Origin of the sequence: Mesorhizobium sp. M2A.F.Ca.ET.037.01.1.1, from assembly GCF_003998075.1 — a bacterium.
In the GTDB taxonomy this organism is placed as follows: Bacteria; Pseudomonadota; Alphaproteobacteria; order Rhizobiales; family Rhizobiaceae; genus Mesorhizobium.
The window spans coordinates 1-14,556 of sequence record NZ_RZSA01000034.1 but is presented as its reverse complement, the minus strand read 5'-3'; the positions used below and the strand labels follow the sequence as shown (position 1 = coordinate 14,556).

The window sequence follows — 14,556 nt, the reverse complement described above, 5'->3', positions numbered from 1 at the left end:
TTGCCGCCGAGCTCGCAACGGGTATCGGCTTCCAATGGTGGGCCTTGCCGGTGGCTTTCCTGGCGTGGCTGCTGCTGTGGAAAGGAACGTTTGGCCTCATCGAGAAAGGGGTGTCGATGCTTGGCCTCGTCACCGTGTGCTTCGTCGTCGCGGCCGTGATGCTTCGGCCTGAATGGAAAGAAGTGGCTGTCGGCGCCGTGCCCAGCCTGCCGCACCACGACACGGCGAAATACTGGTTCATGGCCGTCAGCATTCTCGGCGCCTCGATCTCGCCTTACCTTTTCATGTTCTATTCCTCCGGCGCGATCGAGGATCAGTGGGACAAGAGCTATCTCGGCACCAATCGGGCGATTGCCGGCCTCGGCATGAGTTTCGGCGGGACGATTTCCGTGGGCGTTCTCGTCGTGGCCGCGCTCGTGCTTGGCGCTCATGGCGTTACCGAAGTGGACGACTATAACCAGCTGCCATTGATGCTGATTCCGATATTCGGCTTCTGGGGCTTTGTCCTTTTCGTTGCTTCGCTGGCAATCGCCTGCTTTGGCGCCGCGCTCGAAGTGGCCTTGCAGCAGGCCTATCTCGTCGCACAAGGGTTCGGCTGGAACTGGGGCGAGGATCTCAAGCCCCGCGACGATCCCGGTTTCAGCCTGGTCTACACGCTGACGCTCTTCCTTGCCGCCGTTCCGATCACGCTCGGTCTCGACCCGTTGAAGCTCACTATCTTCTCGATGGCGCTGACCGCGGCGAGCCTGCCGCTGACGGTCGTGCCTTTCCTTTTCCTGCTGAATGACGACCGCTATGTCGGCGAGCACCGCAACGGCGTGGTTTCCAACGCGGCCGTGATCTTCGTCATCGCGCTCGGCTTCGTGCTGGCGGTGGTGTCCATTCCACTGCAGATATTCGGAGGTACGTGATGCAGTTGCTGCGCGACATACTGGACAAGCAGGTCGTCGATCGCGAGCAGGTCAAGATCGGCAAGGTGGACAGCATTGTCGCCGAGCTGACGCCGGGCAAGCAGCCCAGTGTAAGTGCCGTTGAACTCGGCTCGATCGCGCTGGCGCGACGGCTTGGCTCGGCGCCCGCAAGATGGACGGCGAAGCTCGCGGCAAGGCTGAGCGGCAAGCAGCAGGCACGGCCCCACCGGATCGCCTGGGACAAGGTGCGCGATATCGGCGTCGACTTAGAATTCGAAATCGACGTCCGCCGGACCAGGATCTTCGCCTGGCAGGACTGGCTGCGCGAACATGTGGTCGGCCGAATACCGGGAGCGTGAGCATGGCGACTGTACACCTCGATCACCTTGCCGGCAGGCGCGTGTTCTCCGAGCACGGCAGGAGCATCGGCTATATCGAGGAGATCATCGCCGAGCGGGACGGCAGCGACCTTGTCGTCACCGAATTCCATGTCGGGATCTTTGCCGCGTTCGAGCGCTTGTCCGCTTCGACCATCGGCACCGCCTTGCTCGACTTCTTCGCGTTGCGGCGGCGTGAAGGCCTTTATCGCATTCCCTGGGACAAGCTCGATATTTCCGATCCGACGCGCCCCAGGCTGCTCTGCCGCGACGAGGAGCTTGCCGCTTTCAAGGCGAAGCCCGAGGGCAAATGACGATTTGCTAAAAAGCTGCCCATGCGGGGGAACATAGCAGCCTGCGCGAAGTTGGATTCGCATGGAGGAGGCTGCGCCATGAACAGTGTCATCTATCTCATCGGTCTGATCGTCGTTGTGCTCGCGGTGCTTTCCTTCCTCGGTTTTCACTAGGAGGCACCATGCAGCGCGAGAACGATCGGGGCCGCGAGCCCGCCGACTTTGGCAAGGCAAAGGACGAACTTGCCGACAGGATCCAGGAGGAAACCCAAAGCGCGGGTGAAGCGCTTCACGATGCCCGCGACGAGGTCGCCCGCAGGGCGGGGGCGTATGCGGCCGAAGCCCGGCAGGCGGTCGCCGAAAAAGCCGAGCAGGCGCAGCGCGATATCGGATCGAGCCTGTCCGCTTTCGGCGGCGCGCTGCGCGCCGCGAGCGATCACCTGGCCGAGAGCGACCAGGGCGCGGCCTCGAAATTCATGCAGGAGGCCGCGAGCGGGCTGGAACAGCTGTCCTCCTCGTTGAAGGAGAAGCCGTTCGGACAGGTGCTTGAAGACGTCCAGTCCTTTGGCCGCCAGAATCCTGGAGCGCTTCTTGCCGGTTCGGTTCTGGCGGGACTGGCGCTTGGCCGTTTCATAAAGGCTTCGCCGCCCGGCACGCGCCTCCCGACGCAGGGCGCGGCCACGCCTGAATATCCCAGCCAAACCGGCATGGGAACGGACGCAGACCGGGATGACCCTCCAGCGAACTGGGGTTCAGACGGCGGCATACCGGGGAAGGCAGCGGAGCTGAAGAAATGAGCATTCAGGACAATCCAAGTCTCGGCACATTGGTTGCCGATCTGGCGCAACAGGTGAGCACGCTCGTGCAAACGGAGGCCAGGCTCCTAAGGGCGGAAATCTCGGAGAGCGCGACCAAGGCCGGCGCGGGCGCCGTCGAGGTGCTGGGCGGCGCGATATGCCTGCTCGCGGCGCTTTTGGTCTTGTTGCAGGCGCTTGTCATCGCCCTGGCTCGCCTTGGTCTGGGTGCAGGATGGTCCGCCTTGCTCGTCGGTGTGGTGGTTGCCGTTCTGGGCGTGATCCTGTTGCGGACGGGCATGGCAAGCATGGCGCCCTCCGAGCTCGCGCCGGACCGTACACAAGAACAGCTCAAGCGTGACGTGAACGTGATCAAGGAACAAGCGAGATGACCGAGAAATCCGCAGCCGAGCTCGAACGCGAGGCGGAAGCCACGCGCGCAAGGGTGGTGGCGACCGCCGACTCCATTCGCGACAAGATGACCCCGGGCCAGCTCTTCGACGAGTTCACGGGGCTTTTCAGGAATGGCACGGGCTCCGACATGCTCCACAACCTGAAGGTCCAGGTTCGGGACAATCCATTACCTCTGACCATGATCGGCGCGGGTCTGGCCTGGCTGATGTTGGGCAGTGGCGCTTCGAGCGCGTCGACTGGCACCGATCGCGTGACGCGGCGCGGTTCCGGGCCCGATCAGGGAGCATTTGGGGCTGGAATGAGTTCGACGGCCTCGAATGCGGCAGGCTCTGTTGGCGAAGCAGCCAGCGGAGCGGCCGCAACCGTCTCGGGAATGGCAGGCGAAGCAGCCGGTGCAGTGTCGGACATGGCAAGCAGCGCTGCGGACAAGCTTGCGAGCTCGGCGGCAGCTACGGCCGACATGGCGACAAGCGCCGGCCGGTCCGCGCACAATCTGCTGCAGGACCAGCCTCTCGCTGCGGCCGCCGTCGGCCTCGCCATCGGAGCTGCGATCGGCGCCATGCTGCCCCACACGGAACTCGAGGACGAGCAATTGGGCGGCTATCGCGAGAAGCTTCGGGACACTGCCGAAGAGACTTTGAAAGAAGGCCTCGACGCCGCAAAGCAAGTTGCGGCCGAAGCCTACCAGACGGCGAGCGACGAAGCCGGACGGCTGGCGTCAAACGAGGGGACGCTGGCCGACAAGGTCGGCGGTGTCGTCAAGGCCACTGCCGACAAGGCCGACGAGTCGGTGCGCGAGAAGCTCTCCGATTCCGATCCGTTCTCGCGGGAATCGTAACCGGAACTCACGTTCAAGGAACAATGCACGCCGCCGGCGGTTCGGGCGGCGTCAGATCGATGGAGATACTACAATGGCTGAATCGCGCGAATGGCTTGTCCAATGGTTGAGGGACGCTCACGCCATGGAGGAACAGGCAGAGACAATGCTGTCGGGGCAATTGAGCCGGATTGAGAGTTACCCTGAGCTCAGCGAGCGAATTCGTTCTCATCTGGAAGAGACGAAAGAGCAGGCAAGGCGGCTGAAGAGTTGCCTGGACGGGCTCGACGAAGGATCGTCCATGCTGAAGGATGCAGGCGGCAAGCTGACTGCCACGGCGCAGTCGATCAGCGGCGTGTTCGCCGGCGACGAAGTCATGAAAGGCTCGCTGGCGAGCTACACTTTCGAACATATGGAAATCGCCTCTTACACGATCCTCATCGCCGCCGCCAATGCCGCGGGCGAGGCCGAGATTGCCCGCGTGTGCGAACAGAACCTGCGTGAGGAGGAAGCGATGGCCGAGTGGCTGAAGAGCAACCTGCCGCAGGTCACAGAACAATTCCTGGCGCGGGCAGACATGGACAGCGACAGCGCGAAACGCTGATTTTGGAAGCAGGAACAATCGGAGGTTCCACAAGTTGGAGCCCAGGTCGGTCCTCCCACCACCGGTCTAGGCTCCGGGCCCACACTGCTTTGCAGCAGGGCGGGCTCGACTCGGTTTGCCGTCCAGGAACATTCCTCGTCGAAAATCATTAGGGTCTCTGCCGTCCTGGAGTTCCCGTGGCGATTTCGAACATCCAACTTGGCTTGCTCGACCTGAATCAGACGAGGCTGGCTCTGGCGTTTGTCGGTCTGCTCGCCGTCGCCGTCCCCGCGCTTGCCGAGCCGCAGACGATGGTGATCGGCTATCTCGGCGAACAGCGCAAACTGCCTCTATCCCTTGGGCCGTTGGACGAGGCCGTCACAGATGATGGTCTGCAAGGCGCCAGACTGGCCATTGCCGACGACGCCGGCACCGGCCGCCTTCTCGGCCAGCAATTTCGGCTGCAAGAAAGGGTTCTCAAGCCGGGCGAAGCACCTGCCGAAGCTGTCAACGCGTTCGCGGCCGCCGGCATCAGCTTCGTCGTTGCCGATCTCGATGCCGCGCAATTGCTGCAGGCGAGCGCAGCGCCCGGTGCCGAGCGTATGATGCTCTTCAACAGCCGCGATCCTGATGACAGCCTGCGTCAGGAGGACTGCCGAAGAAACGTTCTGCACACCATTCCGAGCCGCGCCATGCTGGCCGACGCCCTGGCGCAATACCTGGTCTGGAAAGGCTGGCAGCACTGGTTCCTGCTGACTGGTCCGCATCCCGACGACCTGGCCATGGCGGCGGCCTTTCGGCGGGCAGCGACGCGTTTCGGGGCGCAGATCACCATCGACAAACCTTGGACGTTCCGGCCCGCCAACGGCCGCGCCGACACCGGACATGTCACGCTCCAGACGGAGATCCCTGCTGCAACGCAGGTCGGCGACTATGATGTTCTGGTCGTCGCCGATGAAGCCGACGAGTTCGGCGCTTATCTCGAGGGGCGCACCGCCTTGCCGAGGACGGTGGCCGGGACGCAAGGGCTGGTCGCCACCGGCTGGAGCGCGGTCGACGAAGAATGGGGCGCCACGCAGCTCCAGGACCGCTTTCACAAGCTGGCCGGACGCTGGATGCTGCCCAGCGACTACGCCGCCTGGCTGGCGGTCAGAAGCGTCGGCGAGGCGGCAACGCGGCTGCACAGCCTCGATCCGACTGCGATAGCAAAGTATCTGCGCAGCGACGATTTCCTGCTCGCCGGCTTCAAAGGACAAGGGCTGAGTTTCCGTCCGTGGGACGGGCAGATGCGCCAGCCCATCTTGATCGCGGGCCCCCGGCTGCTCGTTTCCAGTTCGCCACAACCGGGTTTTCTGCATCAGCGCACGCCGCTCGACACTCTGGGCATCGATCTGGAGGAGAGCACATGCAAACGCTGATCGCGCTCGTGCTGGTGTTGGTCCTTGTCCCGCCCGCGGCGGCCGAGACGATTTACGTCTCTAATGAGCAGGACAACACCGTGGCGGTCGTCGATGGGGCGACCATGACACTGCAGGCGGGGATCGATGTCGGCCGGCGCCCGCGCGGCATGGCGCTTTCGGTTGACAAGAAGACGCTGTTCGTTGCCGAAGGCGACGACAACCGCATCGACGTGGTCGATCTCGCGAAGCGGCAGATAGTCGGACAACTGCCTTCTGGCGCCGATCCGGAATTCTTTGTCGTGCACCCGGACGGCAAGCGGCTCTTCGTCGCCAATGAGAACGACAACCAGGTCTCGGTGGTGGATATAGCTGGCGCGAAAATCATTGGCACAGTCGATGTCGGTGTCGAGCCGGAGGGAATGGCGGTCAGCGCCGATGGCCGAACCGTCGCCTGCACGTCGGAGACGACGAGCATGGTCCATCTCATCGACGCCACTACGCTCGAACTCATCGACAATCTGCTCGTCGACACGCGGCCGCGCGCCGCGGCGTTCTCGGTCGACGGCAAGCAATTATGGGTGTCGTCCGAAATCCGAGGCACCGTCACGGTCTTCGACACCGCGACACGCGCTCAAACTGGCAAGATCGAGTTCGAGGTGCCGGGTATCCGGCGTGAGGGCGTGCAAGCGGTCGGCATCGAGATGTCACGCGACGGCGCGGCTGCCTATGTCGCGCTCGGCCCGGCTAACAGGATTGCCGAGGTCGACACGAAGACATTCACGGTCAGGCGCCTCTATCTCGTCGGCCAGCGGCCCTGGCATGTCGCGCTCTCTGACGACCAGAAGCAACTGATCAGCGCGAACGGCAACTCCGGCGATATCTCCTTCATCGACCTGGAGAACCAGGAGGTCGTGAAGTCGCTGCCGGTGGGGCGCGGTCCATGGGGCGTCGTGATCGGCCCATGACCGCCCTGGCGATCGAGAATCTTAGCCACAGCTTCGGAACCCGGCAGGTTCTCCAGAATGTCTCGTTCACTGTTGCTGAAGGCAGAATGTGCATCCTGCTTGGCCGTAACGGCGCCGGAAAGACGACATTGTTCTCGCTGATCACCGGTCTCTACTACGCGCGCACCGGGCTGGTGCGTGTGTTCGATATGGCGATGCAGGCGAACCCGTCCGCCGCGCTCGCGCAAATGGGCGTCGTCTTCCAGTTGCCGACGCTCGATCTCGATCTAACACCGGGCGAGAACCTGCGCTACCACGCCGCGCTGCATGGACTTCCGACGGAACTGACCAAGGCGCGCTCACGGGAGGAATTGAGCCGCCTCGAGGTGCTGGACAGGATCGACGATCGGACCCGCGCGCTATCCGGCGGCCAGCGCCGGCGCGTGGAGATTGCGCGGGCGCTGATGCACAGCCCGCGCCTGCTGCTGCTCGACGAGCCGACCACCGGGCTTGACGTGCCGGGACGGCGCGCGCTCGAGCAGCATGTAAGGGACCTTTGCCGGGAACGTGGCATCGCCGTCCTATGGGCGACGCATTTTCTCGAAGAAGTAGCGGCCGACGATGACGTCGTGGTGCTGGATCGGGGTAGGGTTTGCTGGACCGGCCCCACGGACCGCATCGCGCCCGAACTCGGCGTGGTAAGCGTCGCTGAAGCATTCGCCTTGCTGACGGGTTCGCCATGAAAGTCGATCACGCATTACGGGCACTCGACGGCATCTTGCGGCGGGAAATGCTGCGCTCGCTGCGGCAGCGCGCGCGCCTGTTCTCCGCAATGGTGAGGCCGCTGGTCTGGCTGGCGATTTTCGCGGCCGGCTTCCGCTCCGTTCTCGGCCTGTCGATCACGCCGCCCTACCAGACCTATGTTCTTTACGAGGTCTATGTAGTGCCTGGGCTGGCGGCCATGATGCTGCTGTTCCATGCCATGGCGAGCTCGCTGGCCATGGTCTATGACCGCGAGATGGGCAGCATGCGCCTGTTGCTAACGGCTCCGCTGCCGCGCTGGTACCTGCTTGCCGCGCGCCTGCTTGCCAGCGTGATTGTCGGCCTGCCGCTCGTCTATCTGTTTCTTTTCGTGGCGCGCTTCTGGGACGTACGGCCGCCGATCCTGGGCTATGTCGCCGTGTTCCCGGCGCTCGTGCTGTCGGGCTTGATGCTCGGCGCGTTCGGTCTGTTGGTCTCCTCGATGTCCACTCAGATGGAAAACTTCGCCGGCGTGATGAATTTCGTCATCTTCCCGATGTTCTTCGCCTCGACAGCGCTCTATCCGATCTGGCGCCTCGCTGAAGCCGGTCCGGTGCTGGCGACGATCGCCGCCTGGAATCCATTCAGCTCGGCGGTCGAGTTGATCCGCTTTACGCTCTACCTGCGGTTCGAAATGGGTTCCATGCTCGTTGTTGTCGCCTGTCTCGTGGCATTCTTCCTCGCGGCGGTGGCCGGTTATGATCCCGGTCGCGGCCTGTGGTCCCGGCGTGGCGGCGAGGGCTGATCATCTGAGGGCATAGAGATAGGCCGCGATGTCGCGCGCCTGCTGCTCGGTGATCCTCGTCGAGGGCATGGCGGTGTGCGGATTGATTTCCCGTGCCGAGCGGATCCAGCGGATCAGGTTCTCCGGGTTGTTCGCCAGCACACCGCCGATGTAGACGCGCCCGGCCAGGCTGCCGTCCAGCCGCGGCCCGACCTGGCCTTGCGCCCCCGGCACCCCGGGAATCGTATGGCAGCCTGAGCAGCCATTCGCTGTCATGATAGGAATGGCGCGCGCGCCCACGCCGCCGGTCGCCACGTCCGACTCGTGTTGGACACGCTCGCGGCGGTCGAGCCACAAGGTCGTCGCCGCGATTACGACCACCAGAAGCACGATCGCGACGAGGACGCCCCCGAGCAGCCTAACCAGGTCGGAGCGCATGGGCCGCCTCCCTGGTTCCGCTGTTGCTTATCCAAAGGCCGGCGAGCAGCAGAGCGGCTCCGCCGTAGATCAGCCCGGCCGGCACCCACATCACAAGCCCGGCGAGTTGCTGATCCTCGAGCGGACTCAGGCGCCAGAGCGCGGCGCCGGAGGCATTCTCCGGATACCAGAGTTTTGGCGAGACCAGCAGCAGGACGCCGAGCAAGCCGGTGTGAAGCGAGGTGAAGAAAAGATGCATGACGGAAATGCCATAGGTCTGCTGTCGGCCGGAACGCGGCAGAAGCACCCACCAGAACAGCAGGGCGGTGCCGAGGAAGCTCGCATGCTGCGCATAATGCAGCACACCCTGCTGCAGCGCTGCCTCGAAGAGCACCGGAACATGCCAGATCCAGATCGCTATCCCATGAAGGATCGTCGCGCTGAGCGGGCGAGCGGCGAAAGCCCAGAGCGCCTGCAGCACCTTGCCACGAGTGACGTTTCCCGTCCCTCGGCGGAGTGTGGTTGGCAATGCCCACATCAAGGCCGCGCCGGGACAGGCGGCGACAAGAAGCGGCGCCGCCACGGCCATCAGCAACTCATGCTCGATCATATGGGCGGAAAATACCAGCTCGCCGAGCGCATGGATGGGGCTGACCAGCGCAACGGCCAGCACGCTCCAGCCGGCCGCGAACAACAGAGCTTGCCGTAGCCGTTCGGGACGGCCCCGGCCGCTGCGACGCCACAGACGGCCCGCGCCGAGCGCATAGATTAGTGCTATCGCAGCCAAGGGAGACGTGATGGGAAGCGCCAACGTCCATCCGGCCCCCGGCGCACCGGCGCCGTAGCATATCGAGGTGGAGAAGAAGGCGTCCAAGCTCATCGCAGGCACTCGTCGAGGATGAGCGCTGCGCTGCCCTGCATGATGATGACGAGGGCGAACAGCAATGCCGCGAGAATGCCGAGATCGGCGACGAAACGTTCGGTGCTGCGGGTGCGCTCCGGTTTGAACGCCGCGCCGCCCTGCCGCTTCGCCCGCCATGACAGCGCGCCACCAAGCAGCGAAAACACCGCGAGCAACAGCGCCACCGGTAGCACCACCTGGACCTGGCGATTGCATTGCCAATGCACGAGCGAATAGTTCAGCTGCGTCGAGATTGCCCAGGCCAAAGGCCCCGACAACAAACCTCCCCAGGACGTGCCCAGCCGCAGCGCGCGCATCTCAGCCTAACCTCGGTAGCCAGTAGATGAGGAGGTAGATCGGAATCCAGGTGAGGACCACGAAGTCCCAGTAGAAGACATTGTCGCCGACATCGCCGAAGCGCCGGCCGCTATAGCCATGGTGCGTGAACATCAACACCGTCAGGACAATCGTATCGCCGACATCGGTGATCAGATGCGTGGTGTGGAGACCAAGCAGCACCCAGAGCATCGAGCCGTAGGCATTCGTGTCCCAGTAGATATTCAGGGCGGGAAACTCGAACCAGCGCACGACAAGAGGCGCGAGGCCGAGCAGCGACATCACCACCATTCCGATCCGCACGGACCGCATGGCGCATCGCTTGGCATAGCCGTTGAGGATGTGGTTGGGCACCAGGCTGGCGATGAGAAGCAGCGTCACGATGGTTCCCGGCCAATGGTTGGGCTGCGGAGCGCTCAGGCGCCAGTTGGGCCACAAAGTAACGAGGTAGAGGTAAGCGCCGGCGGCTAGCGCGAAGCCCATGCCTTCCAGCGCCATGAAGCCAAGCGTGCCCCACCAGGTCGGGCTGCGCGGGCCATGGCCAAAGGTCGGGAGGCCGGTAAGATCGAGGGCGGGACGCTGGTTCATTCCTCGTCCTCCGGATCGGCCTTCGGCCAGAACCAGCCGACCAAGGTGACGGCGATCGGCGCGGCGCCCCAGATGATCGCCCAGGGCGTGAAGATCGAGTACAGGAAGGTGGCGCCGACGGCGATGGCCGCCAACAGCGGCCAGATCGACGGCGTCGCCGATTTTTCGCGGATGTCGGGATGGGCTTCCGCCACGGTGGAGACGAGCAATTCGCGAACGTCGACCCGAAGCCCGGTCGCGACAGGAAGCGCCCCGCGTTCGGCCCAGAGCGGCTCGACATTCGTCACGATCGGAATGCGCGCGAAATTATAGCCGGGCGGTGGCGAGGACGTCGCCCATTCAAGCGTGCCGGCATCCCAGGGATTGTCGCCTGCGGGCGTGCCCCTTAGCGCGCCATGAACCAAGTTGAACGCAAACAGGACGAAGCTCAGGAAGAAGAGCACCGCGCCGGCGCTGATGAAGAGATTGATGTTCCCCCAGCCGAGCTCGGCCGGATAGGTGTAGACCCTGCGCGGCATGCCCCACAGGCCGACGATGTGCATAGGGAAGAATGCCGCGTTGAAGCCGATCATCGCCAGCCAGAAATGCCAGCGTCCGAGGCGCTCGCTCATCATGCGGCCGGTGATTTTGGGGAACCAGAAATAGGCGGCCGCGAGCAGCGGGAAGACCGAACCCCCGATCAGCACGTAGTGGAAATGGGCGACGACGAAATAGGTGTCGTGCACCTGCAGGTCGAGCGGCACCGAGGCGAGCATGACGCCGGTAAGTCCGCCGATGACGAAGGTGAAGAAGAAGCCGAAGACGAACAGCAGCGGTGTACGGATCACCGGCCTGCCGTCCCAGAGAGTGGCCAGCCAGCAGAAGATCTGAACGCCGTTGGGGATGGCGATCAACATGCTGGATGCGGTGAAGAAGCTCGCGCCGAGCTTCGGCAGCCCGGTTGCGAACATGTGGTGGACCCAGAGGCCGAACGACAGGAAACCGACCGCGATCAGCGACAGGACCAGCCCGAGATGGCCGAAGGCCGGGCGCCGGGCGAAGACCGGAATGATTGCGGAGACCATGCCGGTGGCCGGCAGGAAGATGATGTAGACTTCGGGATGGCCGAAGAACCAGAACAGGTGCTGGAACAGCAGCGCGTCGCCGCCCTCGGCCGGGTTGAAGATATGCGTGCCGACGAGCCGGTCGAGGATCAGGAAGGTCGAGGTGATCATCACCGCCGGCATGGCGAAGACGACGAGGAAGGACGTGACCAGGAGGGCCCAGACATAGAGCGGGATCTTGTCCAACGACATGCCCGGCGCGCGTTGCTTGAACACGGTCACGATGGTCGCGACGGCGACGGCCAGTGAGGATACCTCGGTATAGGTGATCATCTGCGCCCAGACGTCGGCGCGCTTGCCCGGACCGTATTCCGGTCCGGACAGCGGCACATAGGCGAACCAGCCGACATCCGGCGCCATCGCGAGGGCGAACGACACCCAGGCAAAGAGGCCACCCGAAAGATAGACCCAATAGCTGAAGGCGTTGAGGCGGGGGAAGGCGATGTTGCGGGTGCCGACCATCAACGGCACCAAGTAAATGCCGGTCGCCTGCACAATGGGCACGGCGAATAGGAACATCATGGTGACGCCGTGCATCGTGAACAGCTGGTTGTAGAGGTCCGGGCCGATCAGGCCACGCTGCGGGCCCGAGAGCTGGATGCGCATGGCCACGGCGTTGAGTCCGCCCAGGCACAGGAAAAGGAAGGCGGTGATCAGGTAGCGGCGTGCGATGACCTTGTGATCGACGCTCGACAGCGCGCCGATGATTCCGGGAGGCGTCCGCCACGTCCGCGCCAACCAGCGATGCAAGCTGGCGTCGTCCATGCCGGTGTCGCGCGGCCCGTCACGCTCTGGTGCTATATCGCCCCTGACGGACGTTTCCCGCTCCGGCGGCAGATCGCGTTCGCTGGTGAGATCCGCGCTGCTCATTTCAGCCCCTCGAGATAGGCAACGATGGCGTTGAGTTCGTCGCCGCTCAGATCGACCACCGGCATGTGCGAGCCGGGCTTCACGCCTTGCGGGTCAGCGATCCAGGCGGCGAGGTTGCCTCGGCTCATCGTCAATGTTCCGGCCGCGAGCGTCTGCCGGCTGGCGAGATGGGTGAGATCGGGCGCGACCGTTCCGCCCGCCGGCGTGCCGCCGATCTTGTGACACATCACGCAGGGGCGTTTCAGGAAGAGGTTCTCGCCGGCCTTGGCCTCGTCGCCTGTTGGAACGGCGGCCGGCTCCAACTGGTCATTCCACCAGGCATCGAACTTCGCGCGCGGCTCGGCGATGATGAAGGTGCCCATATTCGCGTGCTGCGCGCCGCAGAACTCGGCGCATTGGCCTCGGTAGACACCGGGCTTGTCGGCCTTGATATCGAGCACATTCATTCGGCCGGGAATGAGGTCTAGCTTGCCGGAAAGGCTCGGCACCCAGAAGGAATGGATGACGTCGGTCGAGGTGAGAAGAAGCCGCACGGGTTCGCCGGCGGGAATATGGATCTCGTTGGCCGTGGTCAGGATGCGGCTCGGCGTGGCGTCTTCGTAGCGCACCTCCCACCACCATTGATGACCGGTGACGCGAATGGTCAGCGCGGCGTCCGAGCCGATCGCGGCAAGGGTTCTGTTGGCGAAGAAGCTGAGCAAGGTCAGACCGACCAGGATCACGGCGGTCAGCCCGACAGCGATCATCACCACGCGCAGCTTGCGGCTGTCGGCGCCGGCGTCCAGCGCAAGCGGCTCGGCATGTTGCCGGGACCGCATCAGCAACGGCACGGCAAGGGCGGCCATCACCAGCACCCACACCACCGCACACAGGCCGGTGAAGAACCAGATCAGCCATGCGAGCTCGCTCGCCGCCGGACCTTTCGGGTCAAGCGCCGATTGCCAGCCTGCGCATCCCTGAAGAAACAGGGCGATTGCCGTGGCGAACGCAATCGAGGCGAGGCGTTTCACGGCGACTTCCCCAGCGTGGCGGCATCCGGCATGCGGTTTTCGGACGGATGCGCCATCATGTCGTCATTGCGCGACGGCGCGGCGGAGGAGGGCGCGTTGCCGCTAAGCGAGCGAACGAAGGCCGCAAGCTCCCAGATCTGGTCGTCGGGGATCTTGTCGCGGAAGCTCGGCATGCCGTTCGGGCGGCCGTCGCGGATCGTGGCATGGATACTCTCCATCGAGCTGCCATAGATCCACTTTTCGTCCATCAGCGCTGGGCCCATGCCGCCGCCGCCATTGGCATGGCATCCCGAACAGTTGAACCAGCCGAACAGGCGCTTGCCTTCGCTCAGATGAAAGGCATTGGCCTCGAAGCTCGCCGCCTTGTTGTCCGTGGGGGAGGGGCGCTGCCCGCCGGGTTCCAGCGTTGTCACCGGAGTCGGCTGCTCGCCGGAGCCGAGCGCCGATTGCGGACGTGTGTCCCGTTCCTCGCGCTGGCAGGCAGAAAGGGCCAGCGACGCGAGCAGGAGCAGCGCGGCAACCGGTCTCATCGCACAGGCCTCCCGGAGGCGTCGAGGCGCGGCACAGCATATTGACCCAGCAGGGCGTCTATTTCGGCCTTGTGCCTGGCGAGAGCGCTGTTCACATCACCACGCAGCGCATCGTCCTCACGCCGAACGCCCATAGAGATATCGTAAATCATGGGCAGTTGCGGTCCGTCTATGCGCGGCGTGACGGGCGTGATGCGTAGCGGCACCCTCTGCTTCTGGGCGAAATAGCCGGCAAGCGGACCCCACACCACGGCGACGTCGATCTCGCCGCTCGCCACCGCGTCGACGATGCGCGCGGGCGGATTGGGAGCGGAGTAATCGCCATAGACGGGGTAGCCGATGAGGTGCCCGACGATGCCGCGGCGGCCAAGCGCCTGGACAGGAGGCGAGTTGGCGCCGTCGTCGCCGATGAGTTGAACGCCGATGCGCAAGTCGCGCAGCCGCGGGTCGTTGAAGGAGGTCACGTCCGGGCTGTCCTGGCGCGTCACGAAGACATAGGACGACCGATAATAGGGCGTGGTGGTGCGCAGCATTTCGAGATTGGCAGGCGTGCCGGGCACGAGGTCGCACAGTCCCGCCTTTAGCGTGTTGCGCACGAAGCCGCGGCGCTGCGCCCACCAGGTATAGGTCAGCTTGGCCCCGAGATCGTCGGCGATGATTTGCGCGATCCTGTTTTCGAAGCCCTGGCCGGCCGCGTTGGAAAAGGGCAAGTTATTCGGGTCGGCGCAGACCCTGAGCTCACG

19 protein-coding genes are annotated in these 14,556 nt (G+C 64.2%); 11 read left to right on the top strand and 8 right to left on the bottom strand.

What is annotated here, in order from left to right; all coding sequences use genetic code 11:
• The 11 genes from EOA27_RS03440 to EOA27_RS03390 all read left to right on the top strand — a co-directional run.
• Positions 1-911 (top strand): divalent metal cation transporter (locus EOA27_RS03440; protein WP_127255461.1); only part of this gene is annotated, 911 nt, incomplete at its 5' end.
• Complete coding sequence (locus tag EOA27_RS03435; protein ID WP_126081300.1) at positions 911-1,270, top strand: hypothetical protein; 360 nt, start codon at positions 911-913, stop codon at positions 1,268-1,270. The genes EOA27_RS03440 and EOA27_RS03435, both read left to right, overlap by 1 nt.
• A gap of 2 nt (positions 1,271-1,272) precedes the next feature.
• Complete coding sequence (locus EOA27_RS03430; RefSeq protein WP_126081301.1) at positions 1,273-1,602, top strand: hypothetical protein; 330 nt, start codon at positions 1,273-1,275, stop codon at positions 1,600-1,602.
• 161 nt (positions 1,603-1,763) lie between these two features.
• The gene (locus tag EOA27_RS03425) at positions 1,764-2,378 is read left to right on the top strand and encodes a hypothetical protein (RefSeq protein WP_189343071.1); all 615 of its coding nucleotides are present in this window, start codon (positions 1,764-1,766) and stop codon (positions 2,376-2,378) included.
• A complete protein-coding gene (locus EOA27_RS03420; RefSeq protein ID WP_126081302.1) occupies positions 2,375-2,767 on the top strand; it encodes a phage holin family protein in 393 nt (130 codons plus the stop codon). The genes EOA27_RS03425 and EOA27_RS03420 overlap by 4 nt, the downstream gene beginning before the upstream one ends.
• On the top strand, positions 2,764-3,627 hold the full coding sequence (locus EOA27_RS03415; RefSeq protein ID WP_126081303.1) for a DUF3618 domain-containing protein: 864 nt from the start codon (positions 2,764-2,766) through the stop codon (positions 3,625-3,627). Before EOA27_RS03420 ends, EOA27_RS03415 begins: the two co-directional genes overlap by 4 nt.
• Before the next feature lie 73 nt (positions 3,628-3,700).
• Positions 3,701-4,210, top strand: a complete 510-nt coding sequence (locus EOA27_RS03410; protein ID WP_126081304.1) for a DUF892 family protein — start codon at positions 3,701-3,703, stop codon at positions 4,208-4,210.
• 176 nt (positions 4,211-4,386) lie between these two features.
• Positions 4,387-5,607, top strand: coding sequence for an ABC transporter substrate-binding protein (locus tag EOA27_RS03405; RefSeq protein ID WP_126081305.1), 1,221 nt, complete (start codon positions 4,387-4,389; stop codon positions 5,605-5,607).
• The gene (locus EOA27_RS03400; protein ID WP_126081306.1) at positions 5,595-6,554 is read left to right on the top strand and encodes a PQQ-dependent catabolism-associated beta-propeller protein; all 960 of its coding nucleotides are present in this window, start codon (positions 5,595-5,597) and stop codon (positions 6,552-6,554) included. Before EOA27_RS03405 ends, EOA27_RS03400 begins: the two co-directional genes overlap by 13 nt.
• Positions 6,551-7,276 carry an ABC transporter ATP-binding protein gene (locus EOA27_RS03395; RefSeq protein ID WP_126081307.1) on the top strand — a complete coding sequence of 242 codons (726 nt, stop codon included), beginning with the start codon at positions 6,551-6,553 and terminating at the stop codon, positions 7,274-7,276. The genes EOA27_RS03400 and EOA27_RS03395 overlap by 4 nt, the downstream gene beginning before the upstream one ends.
• A complete protein-coding gene (locus tag EOA27_RS03390; protein WP_126081308.1) occupies positions 7,273-8,079 on the top strand; it encodes an ABC transporter permease in 807 nt (268 codons plus the stop codon). Before EOA27_RS03395 ends, EOA27_RS03390 begins: the two co-directional genes overlap by 4 nt.
• On the opposite strand, the gene EOA27_RS03385 is transcribed toward EOA27_RS03390, so the two are convergent.
• The 8 genes from EOA27_RS03385 to EOA27_RS03350 all read right to left on the bottom strand — a co-directional run.
• Entirely contained in the window at positions 8,080-8,496 is a 417-nt protein-coding gene (locus tag EOA27_RS03385; protein WP_126081309.1) for a c-type cytochrome, read from the bottom strand. It abuts the gene before it with no gap.
• Positions 8,477-9,355 carry a cytochrome c oxidase assembly protein gene (locus EOA27_RS03380; protein WP_126081310.1) on the bottom strand — a complete coding sequence of 293 codons (879 nt, stop codon included), beginning with the start codon at positions 9,353-9,355 and terminating at the stop codon, positions 8,477-8,479. Before EOA27_RS03380 ends, EOA27_RS03385 begins: the two co-directional genes overlap by 20 nt.
• Positions 9,352-9,693 (bottom strand): hypothetical protein, encoded by a 342-nt coding sequence (locus EOA27_RS03375; RefSeq protein ID WP_126081311.1) that lies wholly within the window; start codon positions 9,691-9,693, stop codon positions 9,352-9,354. Before EOA27_RS03375 ends, EOA27_RS03380 begins: the two co-directional genes overlap by 4 nt.
• Before the next feature lies 1 nt (position 9,694).
• Positions 9,695-10,300 (bottom strand): cytochrome c oxidase subunit 3, encoded by a 606-nt coding sequence (locus EOA27_RS03370; protein ID WP_126081312.1) that lies wholly within the window; start codon positions 10,298-10,300, stop codon positions 9,695-9,697.
• Positions 10,297-12,273, bottom strand: coding sequence for a cytochrome c oxidase subunit I (ctaD, locus tag EOA27_RS03365; RefSeq protein ID WP_126081313.1), 1,977 nt, complete (start codon positions 12,271-12,273; stop codon positions 10,297-10,299). The genes EOA27_RS03370 and ctaD overlap by 4 nt, the downstream gene beginning before the upstream one ends.
• Positions 12,270-13,283, bottom strand: coding sequence for a cytochrome c oxidase subunit II (coxB, locus tag EOA27_RS03360; RefSeq protein WP_189343072.1), 1,014 nt, complete (start codon positions 13,281-13,283; stop codon positions 12,270-12,272). Before coxB ends, ctaD begins: the two co-directional genes overlap by 4 nt.
• Positions 13,280-13,813 (bottom strand): c-type cytochrome, encoded by a 534-nt coding sequence (locus EOA27_RS03355; RefSeq protein ID WP_126081314.1) that lies wholly within the window; start codon positions 13,811-13,813, stop codon positions 13,280-13,282. The genes coxB and EOA27_RS03355 overlap by 4 nt, the downstream gene beginning before the upstream one ends.
• Positions 13,810-14,556: substrate-binding domain-containing protein (locus EOA27_RS03350; protein WP_127255459.1), on the bottom strand; the 747-nt coding region annotated here is incomplete at its 5' end. The genes EOA27_RS03355 and EOA27_RS03350, both read right to left, overlap by 4 nt.